Origin of the sequence: Aromatoleum sp., assembly GCF_035254505.1 — a bacterium.
GTDB lineage: Bacteria > Pseudomonadota > Gammaproteobacteria > Burkholderiales > Rhodocyclaceae > Aromatoleum.
The window spans coordinates 1-25,303 of record NZ_DATFAO010000044.1; the positions used below are offsets into that span (position 1 = coordinate 1).

General features: G+C 66.8%; 26 protein-coding genes. 7 read left to right on the forward strand and 19 right to left on the reverse strand.

Translation table 11 applies throughout. From position 1 onward, the window contains the following. Positions 1–176: 176 nt before the first annotated feature. Positions 177–1,091 (forward strand): DMT family transporter, encoded by a 915-nt coding sequence (locus VJ673_RS06900; RefSeq protein ID WP_324125319.1) that lies wholly within the window; start codon positions 177–179, stop codon positions 1,089–1,091. A gap of 70 nt (positions 1,092–1,161) precedes the next feature. Here the strand turns inward: VJ673_RS06900 and VJ673_RS06905 are convergent, their stop codons facing one another. From VJ673_RS06905 to paaG, 15 genes are all read right to left on the reverse strand, one after another. Beyond that, a complete protein-coding gene (locus tag VJ673_RS06905; RefSeq protein WP_414635637.1) occupies positions 1,162–1,971 on the reverse strand; it encodes an ABC transporter ATP-binding protein in 810 nt (269 codons plus the stop codon). After that, complete coding sequence (locus tag VJ673_RS06910) at positions 1,968–3,758, reverse strand: branched-chain amino acid ABC transporter ATP-binding protein/permease (RefSeq protein WP_324125320.1); 1,791 nt, start codon at positions 3,756–3,758, stop codon at positions 1,968–1,970. Before VJ673_RS06910 ends, VJ673_RS06905 begins: the two co-directional genes overlap by 4 nt. Then, positions 3,755–4,792: a branched-chain amino acid ABC transporter permease gene (locus VJ673_RS06915; protein ID WP_324125321.1), complete on the reverse strand. Its 1,038-nt coding sequence runs from the start codon at positions 4,790–4,792 to the stop codon at positions 3,755–3,757. Before VJ673_RS06915 ends, VJ673_RS06910 begins: the two co-directional genes overlap by 4 nt. 169 nt (positions 4,793–4,961) lie before the next feature. Continuing rightward, positions 4,962–6,110, reverse strand: a complete 1,149-nt coding sequence (locus VJ673_RS06920; protein ID WP_324125322.1) for an ABC transporter substrate-binding protein — start codon at positions 6,108–6,110, stop codon at positions 4,962–4,964. 113 nt (positions 6,111–6,223) lie between these two features. Beyond that, on the reverse strand, positions 6,224–7,450 hold the full coding sequence (pcaF, locus tag VJ673_RS06925) for a 3-oxoadipyl-CoA thiolase (protein ID WP_324125323.1): 1,227 nt from the start codon (positions 7,448–7,450) through the stop codon (positions 6,224–6,226). A 60-nt stretch (positions 7,451–7,510) separates the two neighbouring features. Then, positions 7,511–8,182: a TetR/AcrR family transcriptional regulator gene (locus tag VJ673_RS06930; protein ID WP_324125324.1), complete on the reverse strand. Its 672-nt coding sequence runs from the start codon at positions 8,180–8,182 to the stop codon at positions 7,511–7,513. A 39-nt stretch (positions 8,183–8,221) separates the two neighbouring features. Continuing rightward, positions 8,222–9,304, reverse strand: coding sequence for a 1,2-phenylacetyl-CoA epoxidase subunit PaaE (gene paaE, locus VJ673_RS06935; protein ID WP_324125325.1), 1,083 nt, complete (start codon positions 9,302–9,304; stop codon positions 8,222–8,224). Positions 9,305–9,342: 38 nt separating this feature from the next. Beyond that, positions 9,343–9,834, reverse strand: a complete 492-nt coding sequence (paaD, locus tag VJ673_RS06940) for a 1,2-phenylacetyl-CoA epoxidase subunit PaaD (protein WP_324125326.1) — start codon at positions 9,832–9,834, stop codon at positions 9,343–9,345. An 8-nt stretch (positions 9,835–9,842) separates the two neighbouring features. Continuing rightward, on the reverse strand, positions 9,843–10,604 hold the full coding sequence (gene paaC, locus VJ673_RS06945; protein ID WP_324125327.1) for a 1,2-phenylacetyl-CoA epoxidase subunit PaaC: 762 nt from the start codon (positions 10,602–10,604) through the stop codon (positions 9,843–9,845). A gap of 13 nt (positions 10,605–10,617) precedes the next feature. Continuing rightward, positions 10,618–10,905, reverse strand: coding sequence for a 1,2-phenylacetyl-CoA epoxidase subunit PaaB (paaB, locus tag VJ673_RS06950; RefSeq protein ID WP_324125328.1), 288 nt, complete (start codon positions 10,903–10,905; stop codon positions 10,618–10,620). Positions 10,906–10,972: 67 nt separating this feature from the next. After that, positions 10,973–11,974 (reverse strand): 1,2-phenylacetyl-CoA epoxidase subunit PaaA, encoded by a 1,002-nt coding sequence (gene paaA / locus VJ673_RS06955; RefSeq protein WP_324125329.1) that lies wholly within the window; start codon positions 11,972–11,974, stop codon positions 10,973–10,975. Positions 11,975–11,996: 22 nt separating this feature from the next. Then, entirely contained in the window at positions 11,997–13,316 is a 1,320-nt protein-coding gene (gene paaK, locus VJ673_RS06960) for a phenylacetate--CoA ligase PaaK (RefSeq protein WP_324125330.1), read from the reverse strand. Between the two features lie 129 nt (positions 13,317–13,445). Then, positions 13,446–13,910, reverse strand: coding sequence for a hydroxyphenylacetyl-CoA thioesterase PaaI (gene paaI, locus VJ673_RS06965; RefSeq protein ID WP_324125331.1), 465 nt, complete (start codon positions 13,908–13,910; stop codon positions 13,446–13,448). Beyond that, positions 13,903–15,435 carry a 3-hydroxyacyl-CoA dehydrogenase PaaH gene (gene paaH / locus VJ673_RS06970; RefSeq protein WP_324125332.1) on the reverse strand — a complete coding sequence of 511 codons (1,533 nt, stop codon included), beginning with the start codon at positions 15,433–15,435 and terminating at the stop codon, positions 13,903–13,905. Before paaH ends, paaI begins: the two co-directional genes overlap by 8 nt. A gap of 1 nt (position 15,436) precedes the next feature. After that, complete coding sequence (gene paaG / locus VJ673_RS06975) at positions 15,437–16,270, reverse strand: 2-(1,2-epoxy-1,2-dihydrophenyl)acetyl-CoA isomerase PaaG (RefSeq protein WP_324125333.1); 834 nt, start codon at positions 16,268–16,270, stop codon at positions 15,437–15,439. A gap of 285 nt (positions 16,271–16,555) precedes the next feature. On the opposite strand from paaG, the gene paaN reads away from it, so the two are divergent. The 3 genes from paaN to paaY all read left to right on the forward strand — a co-directional run bounded on the left by paaN (position 16,556) and on the right by paaY (position 20,252). After that, positions 16,556–18,244: a phenylacetic acid degradation protein PaaN gene (paaN, locus tag VJ673_RS06980; RefSeq protein WP_324125334.1), complete on the forward strand. Its 1,689-nt coding sequence runs from the start codon at positions 16,556–16,558 to the stop codon at positions 18,242–18,244. 75 nt (positions 18,245–18,319) lie between these two features. Then, positions 18,320–19,603 carry a sensor domain-containing diguanylate cyclase gene (locus VJ673_RS06985; protein ID WP_324125335.1) on the forward strand — a complete coding sequence of 428 codons (1,284 nt, stop codon included), beginning with the start codon at positions 18,320–18,322 and terminating at the stop codon, positions 19,601–19,603. A 40-nt stretch (positions 19,604–19,643) separates the two neighbouring features. Next, the gene (paaY, locus tag VJ673_RS06990; protein ID WP_324125336.1) at positions 19,644–20,252 is read left to right on the forward strand and encodes a phenylacetic acid degradation protein PaaY; all 609 of its coding nucleotides are present in this window, start codon (positions 19,644–19,646) and stop codon (positions 20,250–20,252) included. Positions 20,253–20,328: 76 nt separating this feature from the next. Here paaY and VJ673_RS06995 read toward each other — a convergent pair whose 3' ends face one another. Then, positions 20,329–20,769, reverse strand: a complete 441-nt coding sequence (locus VJ673_RS06995; RefSeq protein WP_324125337.1) for a hypothetical protein — start codon at positions 20,767–20,769, stop codon at positions 20,329–20,331. A 320-nt stretch (positions 20,770–21,089) separates the two neighbouring features. Here VJ673_RS06995 and VJ673_RS07000 point away from each other — a divergent pair, with 320 nt between their 5' ends. From VJ673_RS07000 to dmeF, 3 genes are read left to right on the forward strand one after another with little or no spacing between them, the layout of a single operon-like run. After that, the gene (locus VJ673_RS07000; RefSeq protein WP_324125338.1) at positions 21,090–21,431 is read left to right on the forward strand and encodes a cupin domain-containing protein; all 342 of its coding nucleotides are present in this window, start codon (positions 21,090–21,092) and stop codon (positions 21,429–21,431) included. Between the two features lie 10 nt (positions 21,432–21,441). Next, positions 21,442–21,711 (forward strand): metal-sensing transcriptional repressor, encoded by a 270-nt coding sequence (locus VJ673_RS07005; protein ID WP_324125339.1) that lies wholly within the window; start codon positions 21,442–21,444, stop codon positions 21,709–21,711. Between the two features lie 20 nt (positions 21,712–21,731). Further along, on the forward strand, positions 21,732–22,697 hold the full coding sequence (gene dmeF, locus VJ673_RS07010) for a CDF family Co(II)/Ni(II) efflux transporter DmeF (protein WP_324125340.1): 966 nt from the start codon (positions 21,732–21,734) through the stop codon (positions 22,695–22,697). 16 nt (positions 22,698–22,713) lie between these two features. Here dmeF and VJ673_RS07015 read toward each other — a convergent pair whose 3' ends face one another. The 3 genes from VJ673_RS07015 to VJ673_RS07025 form a co-directional block, all read right to left on the reverse strand. Beyond that, positions 22,714–23,130, reverse strand: a complete 417-nt coding sequence (locus VJ673_RS07015) for a bacteriohemerythrin (protein WP_324125341.1) — start codon at positions 23,128–23,130, stop codon at positions 22,714–22,716. 3 nt (positions 23,131–23,133) lie between these two features. Beyond that, positions 23,134–23,298, reverse strand: coding sequence for a hypothetical protein (locus VJ673_RS07020; protein WP_324125342.1), 165 nt, complete (start codon positions 23,296–23,298; stop codon positions 23,134–23,136). A 225-nt stretch (positions 23,299–23,523) separates the two neighbouring features. Continuing rightward, positions 23,524–25,170 (reverse strand): sulfatase-like hydrolase/transferase, encoded by a 1,647-nt coding sequence (locus VJ673_RS07025; RefSeq protein ID WP_324125343.1) that lies wholly within the window; start codon positions 25,168–25,170, stop codon positions 23,524–23,526. Between the last annotated feature and the right edge of the window lie 133 nt (positions 25,171–25,303).

Below are 25,303 nucleotides of genomic sequence, written 5' to 3' on the forward strand. Positions count from 1 at the left end.
TGGAGCTTTTCCGCGGCGCGTGTGATGCCGCCTTCGCGGACGACGGTACGGAAGATCGTCAGGTCGTCGAGATCCATCATTCTCTCCAGAAGATGATTTCAATCTTAATTATTCATTTTACACGAACAAATTACCAGCCTATCGTGACAGCCTCCCCTCTCTTTCCGGAGCGAACCATGAGTTCGAGTCGTGACCAAACCATCGGCTACCTCGCCGCCGCGGGCACCGTGGCGATCTGGAGCGGCTTCATCCTGATCTCGCGCCTCGGCGGCAAGAGCGCACTGACGCCTTACGACGTGCTCGCGCTGCGCCTGGGCGTCGCCGCGGTCCTGCTGCTGCCCTTCGCCGGCAGCCTGCGCCAAGGCGCGTGGCGCAACGGTCGTCTGTGGGCGCTCGGTCTTATCGGCGGCCTCCTTTACGGGGTGCTGGTCTACGCGGGGTTCAAATTCGTGCCCGCCGCGCACGGCGCGATCCTGCTGCCGGGCATGCAGCCCTTCCTCGTCGCGGCCGTCGCCTGGCTGATCACGCGCCAGCGCATCCCGCGCGAACGGCTGATCGGCCTCCTCTTCATCGCGCTGGGCGTCGGCTTCGTCGCCCAGCCCTATATCCTCGGCGGCACGTGGACGGCGGCCATGCTCTTCGGCGATGCGCTGATCCTGGCCTCCGCCGCCGTCTGGGCGGTCTACAGCGTGCTCGCGAAGCGCTGGGGCTTCGACCCCTGGACGCTGACCCGCTTCGTCGCGATCAGCTCCGCGGCGCTCTACCTGCCGGTCTACGCACTGTGGCTGCCGAAGGCGCTCGACGCGGTGCCGATGTCGACGCTGGTCGTGCAAGGCCTCTACCAGGGCGTCGGCGCGACGATCATCGCGATGCTGCTCTTCCTGAAGGCGGTCAAGAACCTCGGCGCCGAACGGGTCGGCGCGCTGATCGCGCTGGTGCCGGTGATCGCCGGGGTCGCTGCGGCGCCGCTGCTCGGCGAGGCGCTGACGGGATGGCTGCTCGCGGGGCTCGCATGCGTGTCGCTGGGGGCGTTCGTGGCAGCAAGGCCGGCGCGGGTGACGGTCATGCAGGTGTGCGGCGCGGCGCGCTGAGCGCTGCTCCTGAAGACGCAAAGGGCCGACGGCAGTACGCCGCCGGCCCTTTCTCCGTCACGCGACGTAATCAGCGGGCGAGCTTGTCCTGGTGTTTGCCGCCGAGGCCGAGGTAGGCCTCGATCACGCGCGGGTCGTCGGCGAGCTGTTTCGCCGGGCCTTCCATCGCGATCTCGCCGGTCTCCAGCACGTAGGCGTAGTCCGCAACCTGCAGCGCGGCGCGCGCGTTCTGCTCGACGAGCAGGATCGACACGCCGCGCCGGCGCAGTTCGCTGATGATGCGGAAGATCTCGCGCACGATCAGCGGCGCGAGGCCGAGGCTGGGTTCGTCGAGCATCAGCAGCTTCGGCTTCGCCATCAGCGCGCGGCCGACCGCGAGCATCTGGCGCTCGCCACCCGAGAGCGTGCCCGCCATCTGCCCTTTCCGCTCCTGCAGGCGCGGGAAAAGCTGATAAACCTCCGCCATCGTCTGCGCGTGGTCGCGCTTGCCCATGCGGTAGCGCTGGAAGGCACCGAGCACGAGGTTGTCCTCGACGCTCATCTCGCTGAAGAGCTCGCGCTTTTCCGGCACGAGGTTCATGCCGCGCGCGACCATGCGCTCGACGCGCGGCACGAACTCGACTTCGCCGTCGAAAGTGACCTGGCCGCGCGACTCCAGCAGGCCCATGATCGCCGACAGCATCGTCGTCTTGCCTGCGCCGTTCGGCCCGATCACCGTGACGATCTGCCCCTCGCCGACGCGCAGGTTGGCGTTCGACAGCGCCTCGACCTTGCCGTAGGCGACGCACAGGTCGCGCACTTCGAGCACGGTCCGCACGGCGCCGGGGGCAGCCTCGACGACCGGCGCGATGGCCTGCATCTCTACGCTCATCCCGTTCATTCCACACCTCCGAGATACGCTTCCAGCACCGCCGGGTTCTGCTGCACTTCTTCGGGCAGGCCTTCGGCGATCTTCTGGCCGAACTCCATCACGACGATGCGATCGACGAGGCCCATCACGAAGTCCATGTCGTGTTCGACCAGCAAAATGCCCATTCCTTCGCCACGCAGCTTGCGCAGCAGTTCGCCGAGCGCCTGCTTCTCCTTGAAGCGTAGACCCGCCGCCGGTTCGTCGAGCAGCAAGAGACACGGGTCGGCCGCGAGGGCGCGGGCGATCTCGAGGATGCGCTGCTGGCCGAGCGCGAGGCTGCCGGCGGGCTCGAACATATGCTCGGCCAAGCCCACGCGCTCGATCTGGCGCGCGGCCTCGTTCAGCAGGCGCGCTTCCTCGGCGCGGTCCATGCGCCACGCGGCCGGGAACACGCCCTTGTCACCCCGCATGTGCGCGCCGATCGCGACGTTTTCGAGCACGGTCATCGCCGGCAGGAGCTTCACGTGCTGGAAGGTGCGGCTCATGCCCATGCGGGCGATCGCCCGCGAGCCGTGGCCCGCGACGGACTGACCAAGGAAGAGCACTTCGCCCGAGGTCGGGGTATCGACGCCCGAGATCTGGTTGAACATCGTGCTCTTGCCGGCGCCGTTGGGGCCGATCAGCGCGAGGATCTCCCCGGCCTTCACGGTGAGGCTCATGTTGTTGTTGGCGACGAGTCCGCCGAACTTGCGCGTGACCTCCTTCGCTTCGAGGATCACGTCGCCACGCGCGGGCTGGGCCTTGCGCGGCAGGGGCTCCGCGGCGGCATCGAGCTTGCGCCGCACCGCCCGCACCGGCACGAGGCGGGCGACGAGCGGCCACAGGCCTTCGCGCGCACGCTGCAGGATCACGACCATCATCAGGCCGAAGAAGATCACCTCGAAGTTGCCGCTCTGGCCGAGAAGCTTGGGTAGCCAGTCCTGCAGCCACTGCTTGGCGATCGTGATCACGCCCGCGCCGAGGAGCGCGCCCCACACTTGGCCCGCACCACCGACGACCGCCATGAAGAGGTACTCGATGCCGATGTGCAGCCCGAAGGGGGTCGGGTTCACGAAGCGCTGCATGTGCGCGTACAGCCAGCCGGACGCACAGGCGTGCAGCGCGGCGATGACGAAGATCACCATGCGCGAGCGCGAGGTGTTCACGCCCATCGCCTCGGCCATCACCATGCCACCCTTGAGCGCGCGGATCGCCCGGCCTTCGCGCGAGTCGAGCAGGTTCTGCGTGGTGAGCACCGCCGACAGCAGGAAGGCCCAGATCAGATAGAAAATCTGGCTGCCGTCGGTGAGCTCGTAGCCGAAGATCGAGATCGGCGGCACGCCGGTGAGGCCCGTGTGGCCGCCCAACGATTCGAGCGTGCCGAACAGGAAGTACAGGCTGATGCCCCACGCGATGGTGCCGAGCGGCAGGTAATGGCCCGACAGGCGCAGCGTCATCGAGCCGAGCACCAGCGCGACGGTCGCGGTGAACACGAGGCCCACGACGAGCGCGAGCCACGGCGAGCCGCCCGCCCAGGCGAGCCAGCCGGGGAGATCGGTCGCGGTCGTCAGCACGGCCGTGGTGTAAGCACCGAGGCCCACGAAGGCCGCCTGGCCAAAGCTCGTGAGCCCCCCGACGCCGGTGAGCAGCACGAGGCCGAGGGCGACCAGCGCGTAGAGGCCGATGTAGTTGAGCAGCGTGACGTAGAAAGGCGGCATCACGAGCGGCGCCGCCAGCAGCAGGACGAGGAAAATCGCCAGGATCGTGCGCGGTTTCATTCCTCTTCCTCCACGTGGTGACTGGTGAGCGAGCGCCACAAGAGCACCGGGATGATCAGCGTGAACACGATGACTTCCTTGTAGGCGCTGGCCCAGAAGGAGCTGAAGGCTTCGAGCAGGCCGACGAGCACGGCGCCGGCGGCAGCGATCGGGTAGCTCGCGAGCCCGCCGATAATCGCGGCGACGAAGCCCTTCAGGCCGATCAGGAAGCCGGTGTCGTAATAGACGGTCGTGATCGGTGCGATCAGCACGCCCGAGAGCGCGCCGATCAGCGCGGCGAGCAGGAAGGTGAGCCGCCCCGCGAGCGCCGGCGAGATGCCCATCAGGCGCGCGCCGTTACGGTTCATCGCGGTCGCGCGCAGCGCCTTGCCGTAGATCGTGCGGCCGAAGAACTGGTAGAGCGCGATGATCAGCACGATGGAGGCGACGATCACCCACAGCATCTGGCCGGTGATCATCATCGGGCCGACTTCGAAGCGCGCTTCCGAGAAGGCCGGCGTGCGCGAGCCTTCGGCGCCGAAGAAGAGCAACCCCAGGCCGACCATGCCGACGTGCACGGCCACCGATACGATCAGCAGGATCAGCACCGGCGCTGCGGCGATCGGCTGATAGATGAGGCGATACATCAGCGGCCCCATCGGCACGACCACCAGCAGCGCGAGCACCACCTGGGCCGCCATCGGCAGCGTTGCGAGCGGCAGCGCATACAGCAGCGCCGCGAGCACGCCGGGGTAACCGACGTTCCACGCGAGCACCGCTGCGACGCGCCCGCGCTGGCCGCTATGCAGCGCGTGACGCGCGTCGGCGATGGCCGCGAGCACACCGGCGCCGGCGAGCAGCCACAGCGTCGCCGGCACGGTGCCGGCCTGGATCATGACGAGGGTCAGCGCGCCATAGGCGACGAACTCCCCCTGCGGGATGAAGATCACCCGCGTGACGGCGAACACCAGCACCAGTGCGAGCGCGAGCAGCGCATAAATGGCACCGTTGGTGATCCCGTCCTGCGCGAGCAATAGCGCTATCTGGAAATCCATGGACGAACTCCGCTATCGCAACGGCCCGAAAGCCGCTGCGACATGACTGCATGCAATAGATGGAACCCCGCGCGGCGCGGGGCAAAGCCCCATGCCGTCGCGGTTCGGGCTCACGCCGGGCAACCCCGGCGGGCGGTGTGACGCGTCATCTGACCGCCCACTGAATGACTCATTTCACCAACTTCCAGGCGCCGTTCTGGATCTGCACCATCACGCGTGCGCGCTGGTCGAGGCCCAGGTGGTCCGTCGGCGTCATGCTGAAGATGCCATGCGCGCCCGGCACTTCCCTCAGGCCTTCGAGCGAGTCGCGCAGCGCGGCGCGGAATTCCTTCGTGCCCGGCTTGGCCTTCTTCAGCGCCGACGGGACGGCCGCCGCGAGCAGCACGCCGCTGTCCCAGCCGTGCGCACCGAAGGTCGACACGCTGCCCTTGCCGTGCGCCGCCTCGTACTTGTGGATGTACTCGAGGGCGCTCTTCTTGACCGGGTTGCTGTCCGGCAGTTGATCGGCGACGAGCACGGGGCCGGCCGGCAGGAAGGTGCCTTCACAGTCCTTGCCGCAGACGCGCAGGAAGTCGTTGTTCGCGACGCCGTGGGTCTGGTAGATCTTGCCGGTGAAACCGCGCTCCTTCAGCGCCTTCTCCGGCAGTGCGGCCGGCGTGCCCGAACCGGCGATCAGCACCGCGTCGGGCCTCGCCGCCATGACCTTGAGGACCTGGCCGGTGACCGAGGTGTCGGTGCGGGTGAAGCGCTCGTTGGCGACCACCTTGAGCTTGCGCGCCTCGGCGACCGACGAGAACTGCTCGTACCAGCCTTCGCCGTAGGCGTCGGAGAAGCCGATGAAGGCGACGTTCTTGACCCCGCTGTTGGTCATGTGCTCGACGATCGCGGTCGACATCTGCGCGTCGTTCTGCGGCGTCTTGAAGACCCAGCGCTTCTTGTCGTCGACGGGGTCGACGATGCGGGCGGAGGCGGCCATCGAGATCATCGGCGTCGCCGATTCGGCCGCGACGTCGATCATCGCCAGCGAGTTCGGCGTGATCGTCGAACCGAGGATGACGTCGACCTTGTCCTCGGAGATCAGCTTGCGGATGTTCTTCACCGCCGACGTGGTGTCGGAGGCGTCGTCGAGGACGATGTAGTTGATCTTCTCGCCGGCGATCGTCGTCGGCATCAGCGCGACAGTGTTCTTCTCCGGAATGCCCAACGAGGCAGCCGGCCCGGTCGCCGAGACGATCACGCCTACGTTGATCTCGGCGTGCGCTGCCGCGGCGCTGAAGGCGAGACCGATGGCGGCCATCAGGGAAGTGCGTAGCTTCATGTGTGTCTCCTCCTCTTTGTTTATATACGGCCGGACCCGAGGGAAGCCGCAGCCGCGCCTGCTGGATTATTGATTACGATACAAATAATTGCCAGTCCAACTGTTGATCTGTGTCATGTCTTCGTGAAGTTCGACACACGCTCGATCACCATCGCAATGCCTTGTCCGACGCCGATGCACATCGTGCACAGCGCGTAGCGCCCGCCGATCGCTTCGAGTTGACGCAGCGCAGTCAGCACGAGGCGTGCGCCGGAGGCCCCGAGCGGATGCCCGAGCGCGATCGCGCCGCCATTGGGGTTCACGTGGGCGGCGTCATCCGGCAAGCCGAGCATGCGCAGCACCGCCAGCGACTGCGCGGCGAAGGCTTCGTTGAGCTCGATCACGTCCATCTGGTCGAGCGTGAGGCCGAGCCGCGCGAGGAGCTTCTGCGACGCGGGCGCGGGGCCGATGCCCATGATGCGCGGCTCGACGCCTGCGGTGGCCATGCCGAGCACACGGCCGCGCGGCGTGAGGCCGTGGCGGGAGGCGGCGTCAGCCGAGGCAAGCAGCAGCGCAACGGCGCCGTCGTTGGTGCCGGACGCGTTGCCGGCAGTGACCGAGCCCTCGGCGCGCACAACGCCCTTCAGCTTTGCGAGCGCGTCGAGGGAGGTCGCACGCGGATGCTCGTCGGCGGTGACGCGCAGCGGCTCCCCTTTCTTCTGCGCGATCTCGACCGGCACGAGCTCGCCGGCGAAGAAGCCGCGTTCGGCCGCGGTCGCATAGCGCTGCTGGCTGCGGAGCGCGAAGGCGTCCTGGTCGGCGCGAGAGACTTCGAACTGCGCGGCGACGTTCTCGGCGGTCTCGGGCATCGAGTCGATGCCGTACTGCGCCTTCATCAGCGGATTGACGAAGCGCCAGCCGATCGTCGTGTCCTCGATCTTGGCGCTGCGCGAGAAGGCGGAATCGGCCTTGGCCAGCACGAAGGGTGCGCGGCTCATGCTCTCGACACCGCCCGCAATCATCAGCTCCGCCTCACCTGCGGCGATCGCGCGTGCCGCGGTGCCGACGGCATCCATGCCCGAACCACACAGGCGGTTGATCGTGCCCCCCGGCACGCCCACAGGCAGACCCGCAAGCAGGCTCGCCATGTGCGCGACGTTGCGGTTGTCTTCGCCCGCCTGGTTGGCGCAACCGTAATAGACGTCGTCGATCGCTTCCCAATCGACGCCGGCGTTCCTCGCCATCAGCGCCTTGATCGGCAAGGCCGCGAGATCGTCGGTCCGCACGGCCGACAGCGCGCCGGCATAGCGTCCGATGGGGGTGCGGATGCCGTCGCAGATGAACACTTCTCTTGAACTCACGCTACCTGTCTCCTCGTCTCTTTATCGGTGTAATTTCGGTCAGCGGAACCCAACGACGGGCTAGCCGGGCGGGCTCTCCGCGAGCGCCCTGCCCTGGCCCCCGCTCTTGCCCCCATCCTTCTCCTTCTCGGCGTCCGGACTCATCAGTCCGCGTACGCCGTTCAGGAAGATCTGCGTGACGATCGGCGCCATGTCGCGGAAGGTCAGCGGACCGTCTGCGCGCAGCCACGTGAAGGTCCAGTTGATCATGCCGAACAGGATCATCGTGACGGCCTTGTCGAGCTTCTGCCGCTTGAGGCCGGGTTCGAGGCGCACTAGCGCGTCGGCGAAGCCCGCCACGACGCGGCGCTGCTTGTCGTTGACATGGGCCGACTGCTCCTGCTGCAGGAACTTCACGTCCTGCACGAGCACCATGTGCTGGTCTTGCGAGTGCTCGTATTCGTCCATGAAGCGCGTCACCAGCGCCGAAAAATGCTCCGCCGGGTCCAGCCTGCGTGCCTCGACCTCCGCCACGATCGCCAGCAACTCGTCGATGTAGCTGTCGGCGATGTCGAACAGGATGTGCTCCTTGTCGCGGTAGTAGTGGTAGGCGAGCGGCTTCGAGATCCCGCACGCCTTCGCCAGCTCGGCCATCGACGCGTTATGGAAGCCCTTCTCCGCAAAGAGCTTCGCAGCGGCAGCCAGGATGGTCTCCCGCTGCTGTTCGAAATTCGCCGATTTCCCTCTGGCCATGCCTGCTTCCGTCGTATCCGTACTGGTCGGGCGCGCTGCTCAGCGTTCGTCGAAACTGATGACGACGCGGTCGGTGAGCGGGTGCGACTGACAGGTGAGAATGTAGCCCGCGTCGATGTCCGGCTGTTCGAGGGTGAAATTCTTGTCCATGCGGACCTTGCCCTCAAGCAGTTTCGCACGGCAGGTGCAGCACACGCCGCCCTTGCACGAATACGGCAGGTCCATGCCGGCGCGCAGCGCGACGTCGAGGATGGATGGATCCTCCGCACGGAACTCCATCTCGCGCTTGAGTCCGTCGGCGATCACGGTGACCTTCGCCTGCGTCGCGTCACCCGGCTCGATGTGATGCTCGGGCGCCGTCGCCGGCACGCCGAAGCGCTCCAGGTGGACATGTTCCGGTGCGAGACCGGCGCCGAGCAACGCCGCCTCAACCTCGTCGATCATGCCGCCGGGGCCGCAGATGAAGGCTTCGTCGATCGTGTCCGCGGGGATCAGCGTGTCGAGGAACATGCGCACGCGCTCGCCGTCCAGACGCCCGTTGAAGAGCGGCACTTCCTGCTCCTCGCGCGAGAACAGGTTGTACAGCGTGAAGCGCGACATGTACCGGTTCTTCAGGTCTTCGAGCGTCTCGGCGAACATCACGCTCGCCTGGCGGCGGTTGCTGTAGATCAGCGTGAAGCGGCTGTTGGGTTCGGCGCGTAGCGTCGTCTTCACCAGCGACAGGATCGGCGTGATGCCGCTGCCGGCGGCGAAGGCGACGTAGTGCTTGGTGTGAGCGGGGTCGAGCGGGGTGTGGAAGCGCCCTTCCGGCGTCATGATCTCCAGCACGTCGCCGGACTTGATGCCGCCGTCGTTGGCCCAGGTTGAGAACACGCCGCCGTTGATCTTCTTGATCGCGACGCATAGCTCGTTGTCGTCGACGCCGGAGCAGATCGAGTACGAGCGGCGCAGCTCCTCGCCGTTCACGCTGACCTTCAGGTTGAGGTGCTGACCCTGCTCGAAGCGATAGTCGTCGGCGAGTTCGGCCGGGATCTCGAAGCGCAGGCTCACGGCCTCGGGCGTCTCGCGCCGCACCTCGGCGACTTTGAGCGAATGGAATTTCGGCGTTCTATGCGTCGTCATCTCTGTGTCTCCTCGATCGCTTCTCGTGGCGATTCGATTTAAATGGGCTTGAAGTACTCAAACGGTTCCAGGCAGCTCTGGCAGCGGTACAGCGCCTTGCACGCGGTCGAGCCAAACTGCGACAGGCGTGTCGTGTCGGTCGAGCCGCAGCGCGGGCAGGCGAGTTTGCGCGGGACGAAGCGGATCGGCTGCGCACCCCCGAGCGATGCCTCCCCTGACGGGGGTGCAATGCCGTAGGCGCGGAGCTTCTCCTTCGCGGGCTCCGTGATCCAGTCCGTGGTCCAGGCGGGCGCGAGCCGCGTCTCGACCTCGACCTCCCCCGCGCCGGCGGCGACCAGCGCGTCACGGATGCTCTGCGAGATCACCTCGGTCGCCGGACAGCCGGAATAGGTCGGCGTGACGACGACGTGCAGGCCCCCTTCACGGGCAAGCACCTCGCGCACGATGCCGAGCTCCGTCACCGAGATCACGGGGATCTCGGGGTCCGGCACCGCGTTGAGGACTTCCCAGGCCTGGGTTTCGCTGAGCATCGCCGCACTCACCATTGCGCGCCAGGATAGGTACGCTGCATGTATTGCATCTCCGACAGCAGATGCCCCAGGTGCTCGCTGTGACGGCCGAACTTGCCGTAGGACTTGAAGGGCGTGCGCGCGGGCACGGTCAGCGTGGCTTCATTGAGCACCGGCACCACCGCAGCTTCCCACGCGGCCTCGAGCGCGCTCCACGCGGGGCCGATACCCGCCGCGGCGGCCGCTTCGTCGCTCGGGGTCGAAACGAAGAACTCGGCCGTATAGGGCCACAGGTAGTCGAGGGCGGCCTGCGTGCGTTCATGCGATTCGGCGGTGCCATCGCCCAGGCGCACGACCCAGTCGCCGGCGTGCTGCGCGTGGTAGCGCGCTTCCTTGATGCTCTTCGCCGCGATCGCGGCGAGCTCGGCATCGTTCGATTGCAGCAGGCGCTCCCACAGCAGGACCTGGAAGTTCGCGAAGAGGAAGTTCCTCACCATCGTGCGGCCGAAGTCGGCGTTCGGCAGCTCGCACAGCGTGAGGTTGCGGTAATTCATCTCGGTACGCAGGAAGGCGAGCTGGTCCTCGTCGCGGCCTTTGCCTTCGAGCTGGCCGGCGCGGGTCAGCAGCATGCGCGCCTGGCCAATCAGGTCGAGCGACATGTTGGCGAGCGCCATGTCCTCTTCGAGCACCGGCGCGTGACCGCACCATTCGGACATGCGCTGGCCGAGGATCAGCGCGTTGTCGCCGATGCGGGTGACGTATTCAATGTGGGCGGGGTTGGGGGTCGTCATCTTTGCAGCCCTCTCACATGTGGTTCACTTCGTCGGGCAGCTGGTAAAACGTCGGATGCCGGTAGATCTTGTCCTCGGCCGGGTCGAACAGCTCGGGCTTCGCGTCCGGATCCGAGGCGACGATGTTGCTGGCTTCGACGACCCAGATGCTCACGCCTTCCTGGCGGCGGGTGTAGACGTCGCGCGCGACCTGCAGCGCGAGCTTGGCGTCGGGCGCGTGCACGCTGCCGCAATGCTTGTGATCGAGCCCGTTACGGCTGCGCACGAAGACTTCCCACAGCGGCCATTCCTTGCGTTCCATGTCTCTTCTCCTCTCGTGAGGGCTGGCCGAAGCCGCCCTTTCTGTCGGTGTGTCGTGATTGTTCTCTTCAGGCCGCCTGATGCTCGCGCGCGGCGCGCTTGCGTTCGTGCTCCAGCGCGGCCTCGCGCACCCAGGCGCCGTCTTCCCACGCCTTCACACGCGCGGCGAGACGATCGACGTTGCCCTGGCCATGGCCATTCACCACGTTCCAGAACTCGTCCCAGTCGATCGCGCCGAAATCGTAGTGCCCGCGTTCCTCGTTCCACTTCAGCTCCGGGTCGGGCATCGTGACGCCCAGCACCTTCGCCTGCTCAACGGTCGCGTCGACGAACTTCTGGCGCAGGTCGTCGTTCGAGATGCGCTTGATGCCCCAACGCGCGCTCTGCCCCGAATGGACCGAATCCTTGTCGTGCGGGCCGAACATCATGATCGACGGCCACCACCAGCGATTCACGGCGTCCTGCACCATCTCGCGCTGCTCGGGAGTCCCCTTCATCATCGTCAGCAAGAGGTCGTAACCCTGGCGCTGGTGGAAGGATTCCTCCTTGCAGATGCGCACCATCGCCCGCGCGTAGGGGCCGTAGCTGCATTTGCAGAGCGGGATCTGGTTCATGATCGCCGCACCATCGACGAGCCAGCCGACCACGCCGATGTCCGCCCAGGTCAGCGTCGGGTAGTTGAAGATCGAGCTGTACTTGGCCTTGCCGGTGTGCAGCGCGTCGAGCAACTCGTCGCGCGATACGCCCAGCGTCTCGGCTGCGGCGTACAGGTACAGGCCGTGCCCGCCCTCGTCCTGCACCTTCGCGAGCAGGATCGCCTTCCTCTTCAAGGTCGGCGCACGCGTGATCCAGTTGCCTTCAGGCAGCATGCCGACGATCTCGGAGTGCGCATGCTGGCTGATCTGGCGCACGAGCGTCTTGCGATAGGCCTCGGGCATCCAATCCTTGGCCTCGATGTAGCCGCCGGCGTCGATCTTGGCGTCGAATTCGGCCTGGTAAGCAGGATTCTCGACCGCCTTCGGCCCCTTGTCGGCACTTTGCTGGGGGATGTCCAGTGCTTGTGTGTACATTGCGATGGCTCCTTGTGGCGCTCTATTTGGGACGATGGTCGATCACGCGCTTGGCCTTGCCGACGGTCACGCGCTCGATCGAGAACGGCTCGCCGACGATGACCTTCGCCGACACGCCGATGTGGGTCTTGATGCGGTGCGCGAGCTCCTTCGCGAGCGCCTCCTTCTGCTCGGGATGGCGGCCGACGTTGGCTTCCGGGTTCACCTCGACCTTCACCGTCAGCGTGTCCATGTGCCCGTCCTTGTCGACCTCCAGCAAGTACTGCGGGGCGAGTTTGGGCATGTGGCAGATCAGCTCCTCGACCTGGGTCGGGAAGAGATTCACGCCGCGGATGATCAGCATGTCGTCGCTGCGGCCGGTGATCTTCGCCATGCGGCGCATGCTGCGCGCGGTCGGCGGCAACAGACGCGTGAGGTCGCGCGTGCGGTAGCGGATCACCGGCATCGCTTCCTTGGAGAGCGACGTGAACACCAGTTCGCCTTCCGAGCCGTCCGGCAGCACTTCGCCGGTGCGCGGGTCGACGATCTCAGGGTAGAAATGGTCTTCCCAGATCACCGGGCCGTCCTTCGTCTCGACGCATTCGCTCGCGACCCCCGGCCCCATCACCTCCGACAGGCCGTAGATGTCGACCGCGTCGATCCCGGCGCGCCCTTCCACCGCCTCGCGCATGCCTTCCGTCCAGGGCTCGGCGCCGAAGATGCCGATCTTAAGCGAAGTCGCGTGCGGGTCGATCCCCATGCGCTCCATCTCGTCGAGCACGGTCAGCATGTAGCTCGGCGTCACCATGATGATGTCGGGCTTGAAGTCCTGGATCACCTGGATCTGCTTCTCGGTCTGCCCACCGGACATCGGCACCACCGTGCAGCCCAGCTTCTCCGCGCCGTAATGCGCTCCCAGGCCCCCCGTGAAGAGGCCATAGCCGTAGGACACGTGCACCATGTCGCCGGGCCGGCCGCCCGCCGCACGGATCGAGCGCGCAACCACGCCCGCCCAGGTGTCGATGTCCTTCAGCGTGTAGCCCACGACCGTCGGCTTGCCGGTCGTACCGGACGACGCATGCACGCGCGCGACCTTCTCGCGCGGCACCGCGAACATACCGAAGGGGTAGTTGTCGCGCAGGTCGCTCTTCGCGGTGAAGGGAAACTTCGCGAGGTCTTCGAGCGTCTTCAGGTCGTCCGGATGCACGCCCTTCGCGTCGAAGCTCGCGCGGTAGTGCGGCACGTTCTCGTAGGCGTGGCGTACGCTCCACTTCAGTCGTTCCAGCTGCAGCGCGCGCAGCTCGTCCTGGCTGGCCTTTTCGATCGGCTCCAGGTCGGCGGGCGACGGCGTTCTTACGGGCATTGCGATCTCCTCCAAGGTTTTGGGTCAGCGCGGATTTCGTTTATGAGTCCGGGATTATTGCGACGGCTTCGCCGTGCTCCGGATGATCCGCGTCAAACGCTTTTCACAAATTCCTGCTGCGGCTCCTTTCTACAGCTCGACGACCGGTCGGCCTTTGAGCCGGTAGGACTTGCCGCGCATCACCGCGATCAGCTCGCCCTTCTGGTTGCTGACGCTGATGTCGTACACCCCCGTCCGTCCGGCAGCGAAGACTTCGCGCGCTTCGGCGCACAAGAGGTCACCGGGCCGGCCCGGCGCCATGAAATCGAGACTGATACCGGAGGCGACGGTCTGCTCGTTGTAGCTGTTGCACGCATAAGCGAAGGCCGTGTCGGCGAGCACCGTGATGAAGCCGCCGTGGCAGATCGCGAAGCCATTCAGCATCTCCTCGCGCACCGTCATCGTCAGCTTCGCGTAGCCGGCGCCGACGGCCTCGAAGCGGATGCCGTTCGCGCGCAGCACGCGGTCGTTCTCCGACATGCCGTCACGCACGCGTTCGGCCAGCACCTGCGGCGACAGGCCGCTCGTAAGATCGCGGAAGGCCGCTTCAGTCATACAGCGCCTCCCCGTTGTAGGCCTTGCGGCGCAGCAGCGGCGACACGCGGTAGCGCTCCTCGCCGTAGTGCTCCTTCAGGTTCGCGAGCACGTCGACGACGAAGCCGGCGCCCAGCATGTCGGCCCACGCAAGCGGCCCGCCCTTCGGGTAGTTCGTGCCGTAGCGCATCGCGGTATCGACATCGCGCGCACTCGCCACGCCCTGCAGCACGGCGTCGGCAGCCTCGTTCGCGAGCATCGCGACGGTGCGCAGCGCGATCAGCCCGGCGACGTCGTCGATCACGCTCACCTTGAAGCCCGCGCGCTGGAAGGTCCCGACGACGGCGCGCATGGCACCGAGACCACACTGATCGGCACGCGTCAGTCCGATGCGCGTACTCACCGAGTAATCGAGACAGAGATCGAAGAGGACGAGGTTCGGACAATGCTCTTCGACCGCGCGGTAGGTGGCCGTGCGTCCGTCGGTCAGCGCGACACGCGCGGCGCCGATCTGCATCCAGCCGCGACGACCATGCATGCCGGACTCGCGCCGCACTTCGATGCCGGCCGCTTCGAGCCGCGCGAGCAGCGGCGCCGCAGCCCCGATGTCGCCGACGACCGTGATGCGCGATTCGCCTTCCTGCGGGGGTTCGTCCTGCGGCACCGGCTTCGCGGCGAGCTCGCCGTATTCGTAGATGCCGCGCCCGGTCTTGCGCCCGAGACGCCCAGCGGCGACGAGTTCCTGCTGGAACTGACTCGGCGCATAGCGGCGGTCGCAGAAGTAGGCTTCGAACACCGACTTCGTGACCGCGAAATTGATGTCGTGGCCGATCAGGTCGATCAGCTCGAAGGGGCCCATCGCAAAACCGCAGCCCTCGCGCAGGATCGCATCCAGCGTCGCAGGCTCCGCTTCATGCTCGGCGAGCACGCGCAGCGCCTCGGCGTAATAGGGGCGCGCGACGCGGTTGACGATGAAGCCCGGGGTGGACGCGGCATGCACCGGCATCTTGCCCCACTCGCGGGCGGTGTCGTACAGGCACTCGGCGACCTCGCGCTCGGTGTTGAGACCCGAGATGACTTCCACGAGCGCCATGCGCGGCGCCGGGTTGAAGAAGTGCAGGCCGGCGATCCGCCCGGGGCGCGCGAGCCCGGCCGCCATCGCGTTGATCGACAGCGACGAGGTGTTGCTGGCGAGGATCGCGTCCTCAGCGAGCAGGCCTTCGAGCTCACTGAAAAGCTTGCGCTTGACCTCCAGGTTCTCGACGATCGCCTCGATCGCGAGGCCCGCGTCTTCTGCGCCCGCCAGTATCGCCACCGGCACCACTCGTGCGAGTGTGGCCTCCGCTTCGGCCGCGTCGAGCTTGCCCTTGGCCACGAGGAACTTCAGGTCCTTTTCGATCGCAGCGCGGCCCGCCGCGATCGCTTCCGTGCGACCATCGTAGAGATACACGGTGTGACCCGCACGCGCCGCGATCTGGGCGATGCCGCTGCCCATCGCGCCGGCGCCGACGACCAATACCTTCACGTTCTTTTCGAGCGCGGCCATCTCAATCCCCCTTGAACTGAGCCGTGCGCTTTTCGATGAAGGCGGCGACACCCTCGCGGTAGTCGTTCGACTGGCCGCAGACGGTCATCAGATCGCGCTCAAGGTCCAGCTGAGTTTCGAAGTCGTTGGTCGAGCTCGCCCACAAGGCCTGCTTGGTCTTCGCGTAGCCGAAGGTCGGCCCTTTCGCGAGGCCCGCGGCGACCTGCTGCACCGTCGGCATCAGCGCCTCGTCGTCGATGCACTTCCAGATCAAGCCCCAGGTCTCGGCCTGCTCGGCCGACAGCTTCTCGCCGAGCAGCGCCATGCCCATCGCCCGTGCGGGACCGACCAGTCGCGGCAGGATCCAGCTGCCGCCCGTGTCCGGCACCACACCCAGCTTGCTGAAGGACTGGATGAAACTTGCCGAGCGCGCCGCGAACACCAGATCGCACGCCAGCGCCAGGCTCGCGCCGGCCCCGGCCGCGACGCCATTCACGGCGGCGATCACCGGCAATTCCAGCGACCGCAGCCCGAGCACCAGCGGCTTGTAGTTCTTCTCGACCGATTCGCCCAGATCCACCGGCGCCGCACCCGGCGCGACCGCCCGGTCGGCGAGATCCTGACCCGCGCAAAAGCCGCGCCCCGCGCCGGTCAACACCAGCACGCGCACGATGCCCGCCAAGCGCCCCTCCTTCACCTTCGCCAGCGCCGCACGGACTTCCTCGTGCATCTGCGTCGTGAAGGAATTCAGCCGATCCGGCCGATTCAGCGTCAGCGTCGCGACGCCTTCGACCACTTCCAGGCGAATCGTCTCGCCCTGCATGCCCCATTCGGTGCTGCCCCGCTCGCTGCTCATGCGTCTCCTCCTGTTGCGACCTCTGCACAGGCTGCCGCCTCTGCAGAAATCCCTTGGATTGTTCGGCCCGGAAGGCTTCTGGACCTTCTGTCGGCTGACCGGTCGCACCTCGTCTTTTATAGCGGTTTCGTTGTTTGACCGACCGGTCAATCAATAGTAAGCTTGATCCAGATCAAAAAACAACTACTTTTTGCTTGACAGTTTTCCGCGGCGCAGCATGGCCGTTTCAAGTCGAAACATTTCCACGGGTTCGCAGAAATCCGCCCGCCACCAGAGGAGATCTTCATGTCCACTTTCGCGTCCCAAACCTCGCCCGCCCAGCTGTTCGACAAGCACCAGGCCACGCTCGACGCTGCCGTCGCCGCCATCCAGAACCGCGGCTACTGGACGCCCTACCCCGAGATGCCGAGCCCCAAGGTCTATGGCGAAACCGCGCAGGAAGATGGCCGCCAAGCCGTCGAAGCCTGCTTCAACCACGAATTCGAACTCAATCAACCCGGTCAGATCGGTTGGATGGCAACCGAACGCTCGCCCTACGGCGTCGAACTCGGCGTGCGCTACCCGGTGTGCGACGCCGACGCACTGATCGCCGCCGCGCAAGCCGCGATGCCGGCCTGGCAGCGCATCGGCGCACAAGGCCGCGCCGGCGTGTGCCTCGAAATCCTCGACCGCCTCAACAAACGCAGCTTCGAGATCGCCCACGCCGTGATGCTGACGACCGGCCAGGGCTGGATGATGGCCTTCCAGGCCGGCGGCCCCCACGCGCAGGACCGCGGCCTCGAAGCCGTCGCCTACGCGTGGAATGAGATGAAGGCCGTGCCGGCCGAAACCGTGTGGGAAAAGCCGCAGGGCAAAAACCCGCCGCTCAAGATGAAGAAGCACTTCGAAGTCGTCGGGCGCGGCGTCGCGCTCGTGATCGGCTGCGGCACCTTCCCGACCTGGAACACCTATCCCGGCCTTTTCGCTGCGCTCGCGACCGGCAACCCGGTGATCGTCAAGCCGCACGGCAACGCGATCCTGCCCGCGGCGATCACCGTGCGCATCGCGCGCGAAGTCCTTGCCGAGGCGGGCCTCGACCCCAACCTCGTCACGCTCGCCGCTTTCGACAAGCGCGACGCCACCCAATCGCTCGCGACGAACCCGGCCGTCAAATCGATCGACTTCACCGGCGGCAACACCTTCGGCCAGTGGCTCATCGACAACGCCCGCCAATCGCAGGTCTACGCCGAGCTCGCAGGCGTGAACAACGTCGTCATCGAATCGACCGACCAGTACAAGGCGATGCTGCGCAACCTCGCCTTCACGCTGTGCCTCTACTCCGGCCAGATGTGCACGACGACGCAGGCGATCCTCGTCCCCGCGGGCGGCATCGACACCGACCAGGGGCCCAAGAGCTACGACGAGGTCTGCACGGACCTTGCTGCGGCGATCGACAAGTTCCTCGCCGACCCGGCGGTGGCGACCGCGGTGCTGGGCGCAATCCAGTCGCCCGACACCTTGCGCCGCATCGACGAATCCGTCGAATACGGCCGCGTCGTGCGCGCCTCGAGCAAGATCGCCCACGCCGACTTCCCGCAGGCCGAAGTGCGCAGCCCGCTGCTGCTCGCCTGCGACGCCGCCGACGAGAAGAGCTACATGGAAGAGCGCTTCGGCCCGATCAGCTTCGTCGTCAAGGTCGCCGACGGCGCCGCGGCCGTCGCGCTGTCCGAACGTATCGTGCGCGAACATGGCGCGCTCACCGTCGGCATCTATTCGAGCAAGCCGGACGTCATCGACGCGATGACCGAAGCCACGTGGCGCGCGGGTGTTGCGCTGTCGATCAACCTGACCGGGGGGGTCTTCGTTAACCAGTCAGCGGGCTTCTCCGACTATCATGGAGTCGGCATGAACCCGGCTGCCAACGCGAGCTACTCCGACAGCGCCTTCGTCGCGAACCGCTTCCGCGTCGTGCAGCGGCGTTACCACATCGACTGATCCGGTCGCGGTCCTGCGGCCCGCGGAGTACGCCACCCGCGGGCACCCGCCGCCCGGCCGAAACCGAGACCGCAGATGTTCATCACCGGCAACCACAAGACCCTTTTCGCCTCCCTCCAAACCATCGGCGCCGCCTTCGCGATCTTCGACCTGAAGGACAACGCGAAGGGCGCCGTGCTGGTCACGGCGAATTCGCTCTTCGAGCAGATCAGCCACCGTCCCATCGCGGCGTGCATCGACCGGCCGCTGACCGAATTCCTGCCGCGCTACCTGGAGAAGTCGCTGCGCACCTGCATCGTCCACTGCCAGGCGGTGCAGAGCCCGCAGGAGGCGGAACTCGTCGTCGAGCGCGGCGGGGAGAGCCACTGGTGGCGGATGGTCGCCTCGCCGGTAGTGGCCGAGGACGGCGCGGTCGTGCGCGTGATCGCGACGCTGATCGAGATCACCGAGCGCAAAGAGCTCGAACACCAGCTCGAGATCGTCCGCCAGCGCTTCGAGGCCGTCGTCGAGAGCGCCTACGACGGCGTGATCACCGTCGACGAGAAGCAGACCATCAAGCTGATGAACGAGGCGGCGCGCTACATCTTCGGCGTCACCGACGAGCAGGTCGTCGGCACGAGCCTCACCCGCTTCATGCCCATGCGCTTCCGCGAGCAGCACGGCGAGCACCTCACGAGCTTCCGCGACTCGCCGGTCACGGCCCGGCCGATGGAGTCCCGCGCGACGGTCCGCGGGCTGCGCGCCGACGGCACCGAGTTCCCGATCGAAGTCGCGATCTCGAAGATCCGTGTCGGCAACGAAATGGAGATGACGGCCGTCGTGCGCGACATCTCGGAGCGCGCACGCCTGATCGAGGAACTCTCGCGCGCCGCCACCTTCGACGCGCTGACCGGTATCCACAACCGCCGCTTCGCCGATACGACACTCAAGACCGAGATCGGCCGCTGCCTGCGCTTCGGGCACCCGATGTCGGTCGTGCTCTTCGATCTCGACGGCTTCAAGCCGATCAACGACACCTACGGCCACGCCTGCGGTGACCGCGTGCTGCAGGCCGTCGCCGACAAGGTCCGCAGCACCGTGCGCGAGATCGACGTCTTCTGCCGCTGGGGCGGCGAGGAGTTCCTCGTGATCCTGCCCAGCACCGACCTGCCGAGCGCTGCCGTGTGGGCCGAACGCGCCCGCGCGCTGATCGCCGCCGAGCCGGTGACGGGCTGCGCCGAGCCGATTGCCGTCACCGCGAGCTTCGGCGTCGCCCAGTTCGACCCGGACACCCCGTCGCCGGACGTGCTCGTCGAGCGCGCCGACGACGCCCTTTACCACGCCAAGCAGAACGGCCGGAACCTGGTGGTTCGGGCCTGAACTGCGCACCGATGCACTCCCAGCCCCCGCGAGAGACCCCATGCCCTGCTACGAAATCGACGGCCTGCGCCCGGTCGTCCACCCGAGCGCCTACGTCCACCCCGACGCCGTGCTGATCGGTGACGTCCACATCGGCCCGCGCTGCTACGTCGCGCCGCTCGCGAGCCTGCGCGGCGACTTCGGCCGCATCATCCTCGAAGCCGGCAGCAACGTGCAGGACTGCTGCGTGATGCACGGCTTCCCGAACGTGGACACCGTCGTCGGCGAGGACGGCCATATCGGCCACGGCGCCGTGCTGCACGGCTGCCGCGTCGGCCGCAACGCTCTGGTCGGCATGAACGCCGTCGTGATGGACAACGCCGTGATCGGCGAATCCTCGATCGTCGCCGCCAGCGCCTTCGTCAAGGCCGGCATGGAGATCCCGCCGCAAGTGCTCGTCGCCGGCATGCCGGCGAAAGTCGTGCGTCCGCTCACGGCACAGGAGATGAGCTGGAAAGTCGACGGCACCGCCTGCTACCACGACCTCGCCCGCCGCAGCCTTGCGACGCTCAAGCCCTGCGAGCCGCTCACCGAAGCCGAACCGAACCGCCCCCACATCGACATCCCCGGCATCGTGCCGCTCGTCGACCTGAAGAAGACCGCGGCCTGAGCCTCGCCCGCGGCGGCCCACCTGCGCCGCCGCATTCCGCGACTCGGTTGCCGACTCGGCGGGCAACTCGGCCGCCCTAGTCGCGTTCCGGACGCTCGACGCGCTCGGGACGCAGCATGCGCTCAGGCTTCTCCGGCCGCTCGAGCCGCTGCATGCGCGCGGGCTTTTCCGCGCGCTCCGGCTTCTGCAGACGTTCGGCCTTCTCGACCTTTTCGGCGCGCTCGGCCCGCTCGGCCCGCTCGGCCCGCTCGGCCCGCTCGCGACGCGCGTGGCGCTCCATCTTCACGCGACCGCCGTGCCGCGCGCCGTCGTCGATCGTGCCGTCACCGCGTAGCTTCACCCCTCCGGCGCCGCCGGCGCGCTGCGTATCGTCGATCGTCCCGTCGCCGCGCAGCTTCACGCCCGACGCGTTCAGGTCGTCACCTCCCCAGTCGGCCAGCGCATTGCCGGCCCCCACGCACGCCGCCAGCGCAACGGCGAAAAGTTCGAGGCGGATTTTGTTGGTCGTGGTCGTCATGATTTCTCTCCAGTCGGGTTGAGGACATGTCGCTGCAAGGGCGGAGCCGGCAGGCAACCATGTTTCGTGGGATTTATTCCCACTTGACTCAACCAATGCATCCCGCGTGCCAAGAGAGCTCGACGGCTCTTCCGCGCGACCAAACCGCCCGTTTCGCAAGGGATTCGTCAGTGCCGCCCCCGTCCGGCAGGATCCGACACACGCGACGGCCGTCGCGGCGAGCGAGCGATATGCCCCACCCAATCGGCGATTTCCCCCACCTCTCGCCGATCCGACCGCCGCCGTCTATCCTTGCACCGCCGCCACCGCCGGAAACCGCCATGCCCGACCACGGAAACCTCCTTCGCCCACTGCCCGCCCCCGGCGCCGAGGAAGCCTTCGACACCCTGGCCCGTCTCCCCGGCGCCCGCATCGAGCGCATCGTCTCGCACGTCCACGCGAGCCCCGAAGGCTTCTGGTACGACCAGCCGCAGGCCGAATGGGTGATGGTCGTGCAGGGCGAAGCAGTGCTCGCCTTCGACGACGGACGGCGACATGCCATGGGCGCCGGCGACTGGATTACGATCCCGGCCCATTGCCGCCACCGCGTCGAATCGACCGGCCCTGCGACCGTCTGGCTCGCCGTGCATGACGGGCTTGCAGCATCCCCTCCCCCAGGATAGGATACCGTTCATGAGCCAGCACGCCTCCCACCCGGACATCATCAAGCGCCTGAAGCGGGCCGAAGGCCACCTGCGCAGCATCATCACGATGCTCGAGGCGAGCCGCCCCTGCGTCGAGATCGCCCAGCAGCTGCAAGCGGTCGAAAGCGCGGTCGCGAGCGCCAAGAAGACGCTCGTGCACGACCACATCGACCACTGCCTCGACCACGCCGCAGCCGAAGGACGCAGCGACCCGCGCGATGCGATCCGCGAGCTGAAACAGATCACCCGCTACCTGTAGGCCCCGCAGTGAATACGACGATGAGCACGACCCCCAACAACTTGCTGCATCCGCACGTTTTCGACACCGGCAACGTCGCGGCGGAAAAAGGCACGCGCCTGGTGATGGCGATCACGGCCGTGACGATGGTCGTCGAGATCCTCGCCGGCTGGTGGTACAACTCCATGGCGCTGCTCGCCGACGGCTGGCACATGAGCTCGCACGCACTCGCGATCGGCCTGTCGGCGCTCGCCTACGCGGCCGCCCGGCGCTACGCGAGCGACCCGCGCTTCGCCTTTGGCACCTGGAAGATCGAGATCCTCGCCGGCTTCGCGAGCGCGATCTTCCTGATCGGCGTGGCGCTCGCGATGGTGATCGGCTCGATCGAACGGCTCCTCGCCCCGCAGCCGATCCGCTTCACCGAGGCCATCGCCGTCGCGGTCATCGGCCTCGTCGTGAACATCGTCTGCGCGCTGATCCTCGCCCGCGCCGGCGAGCACGGGCATCACCACGGCCACGCCCATCACGACCACGACCATCACGCGCATCATCATCACGGCCATCACGACCTGAACCTGCGCGCCGCCTACGTGCACGTCGTCGTCGACGCCGCCACCTCGGTGCTCGCGATCGTCGCGCTGCTGGGCGGCATGCTCTTCGGTTGGAACTGGCTCGACCCCGTGATGGGGCTCGTCGGCGCGGTGCTCGTTGCACGCTGGTCGCAGGGCCTGATCCGCGACACCGGCAAGGTGCTGCTCGACCACGAGATGGACCACCCGGTCGTCGGCGAGATCCGCATGACGCTCGCCGGGCATCCGGCCTGGCAGGCGCCGCCGCAGGTCATCGACCTGCACGTGTGGCGCGTCGGACGCAGCAGCTTCTCGGTGATCGTCGGCCTCGTCAGCGACGACCCGGCGATCACCCCGGCAACGGTGCGCGGCGCGCTCGCCGAGCATGCCGAACTCGTGCACGTCACCGTCGAAATCAACCGCTCGGCGGACCTATAGCCGGCCGGTGGCGCCCTCACTTCACGGGTTCGAGCGTCGCCTGCGCCTCGCGATGACGGCGAACGGCCAGCGCCAACAGCCGGTCCTCGCCAAGGATGTGTCGCAGTAGCCAGCGCTGCATGAACTTCGCCAACTCGGTCAGCCTGCGCTCGCGGGCGATCAGATCGTCGATCTGATGCCGGATCTCCTCGTACAAGGCCCGATGCTCGCACCGGTGCTTGTCCGCGAATTCGTAAGCGCACTCCGCCATCAAGCGTTCTTCCCGCTCGAAGTGATGCAGCGTGTAGCGTCCGAGCTCCTCCAGCACCGCCTGCGCGTCAACGTGCCCGTGCGCCTTCGTCATCCGGTTGAGCATCGCGAGCATGACGCGGTGGTCATCGTCGATCTCCGCAACGCCGACCTCCAGATCCCGCGTCCACTCGATCGTGAACATCGCTCAGGCTCCGACGCCGGCGGGCGCAAGCCGGAAGCGCTCGGTCATCTGCTTCAGCGCGCGCGCGAGTTGTTCCAGGCTCGCCGTCGCATCGACGATCTGCCCGGTCGCCGCGTTGGTCACCGCCTGGACGGCGTGGCCTGGGCTCTTCACGGACGAGAGAAACATTGTCTGCCTTGATGAGTATCGGGTTGTCCCGCGACACGCGCCCCACGCCCGCCGAAGGAGCCGTCAAGAAATGACGGCTCCTACTCAGAAAGGCGTATTTCCTTCGACGTACGCAGAAGCGGCCCGGAAGCCGAATTCTAGGACCTCTCGGATCTCATCAAAATGACAAATCAAAACGGATTTGACTTGGATCAAACGCAAGGCGACAAATGACATTGTCAAGCATCACTGCGGATGCGGCACGTCCGGACGGACGGCCACCGGCGCCGGCAGCACACGCGCCGGCGGCTGCGGCGGCACGCCTGCTGCCGGCGTTTCCGCCGGCGGCGCGCCGTCGGGAAGCGGCGGAGACTCCCACAGCGCACGGTAGGCCGCGCTGTAGTTCCCCAATTGCTGCGTCATCTTCGCGATACGGTCTGCCGGACGCGCGACCGTCACCGGACCGATCGCCGAATAGCCCAGACCGGCGCGGTCGCCCTGCACATTGAACCCGATCAGGTCGAGGATCGTCGGCAGCATGTCGAAGTGCGTCACGTCCTCGGTGTTCTTCGTCAGATGCTTGTCGCCGCCGACCAAGAGGTTGAACACGCGTCGGTTCGGATTCGTGATCAGCTTGTCGTACGAGGTGTTGCCCATCGCCAGATGGTCGCCCTGCACGACGATCGCGACCCGATCGAGCCAGCCACGGGACGCGACGTACTCGATGAAGTCCGCGACCTGTCCGGCCGTGCACTCCACGATGCCTTCGAAGTCGCTGTAGCCCTGCCGCTCGCACAGCTGCGACAGGTGGCCGTAGGGGTGGTGCGTATCGATCGTCAGCACCGTCAGATTGAAGGGCTTACGCGACTTCATCAAGGCGTCGAGCTCGCCCCGCGCGCGACGGAAGAGATCGTCGTCGTGCAGGCCCCAGCCGCTCATCAGCTCGGGACGTTCGCCGGCGCGGATCCACTCCTCCCGCCCCATCACCTTGCTGTAGTGATGGTCGTGGAAGAACTTGCCGACGCCGGCGAAGGCGAGGCTCGATCCGTTCAGGAAGATGTTCGTGTAGCCCTCGCCCGCAAGGATGTCACCGAGGCAGCGCGCCCGCGGCAGGAAGCTGTCGACCTGCTCGCCCTGCGCGTTGCCGCCGAAAAGCGCAACCGATTTCAGCGGCAGCCCGCACTGCGTGCCGACGATACCGGCGATCGTGAAGTGCGCGCCCTGCATCTGGTGATAGTTCTCGAAGGAGATCGCACGCCCCTTCGCCTTCAGAGCGGTCAGGCGGTGCAGCAGATCGTGCCCGAAGAGCGCGGGATCGGCATAGGTGTTCTCGAGGCTCTCGACGTAGATCAGGATCAGGCTCTTCGGCGGCTCCTTGCCCTTCACGATCGCCACGCGCCGCGGGTCGACGTAGGAGCCGGAGAAGTAGTCCTCACCGAAATAGGCGCGCACGTAGCTCGCGAGCGAGAAACTGTCGATGAAGTAGGCGACGCCCGCGCCGAGCACCACCAGAGGAATCGCCCGCGGCGCCCCGTGCGTGAAGACACGCATGCCCCAGCGCCCGACTCGCCGCAGCCCATTGCGCAGCGACGCGAGCGCCGCGCGCAGCCACGGCACCGGCCACTTTTCGGGATGCGCCCGCAGGTGATTGACCCACTCGTCCAGCCCCCACAGCACCAGCGCCAGCGCCAGCGGCAAGGCCAGCGCGCGCCACAGCGCGCGGCGCACGAGCTCGGGATCGGTCGTCAGAAGGCCTTCCGTTCCGAAACGCAGGTGGTAGAGCACCTGGTCGACCGTCACCGAACCGAATTCGTCCGTGAGCCAGTCCGGCACGGCATACAGCAGACAGCCGACGAGGATCGCCAGCGGCTTGAACAATCTTCTGACACGCATCACAACTCCGCAGGCACCCTTCCGGACATGCACCCGCATCCCCACGGAAGGTGCGCAATATTACCGGAATGTGAGTACGTAGACACGGCGCCAGCTGCGGAGTTTGGCGCCGTTCCAGACCTCTGGGAAAGCC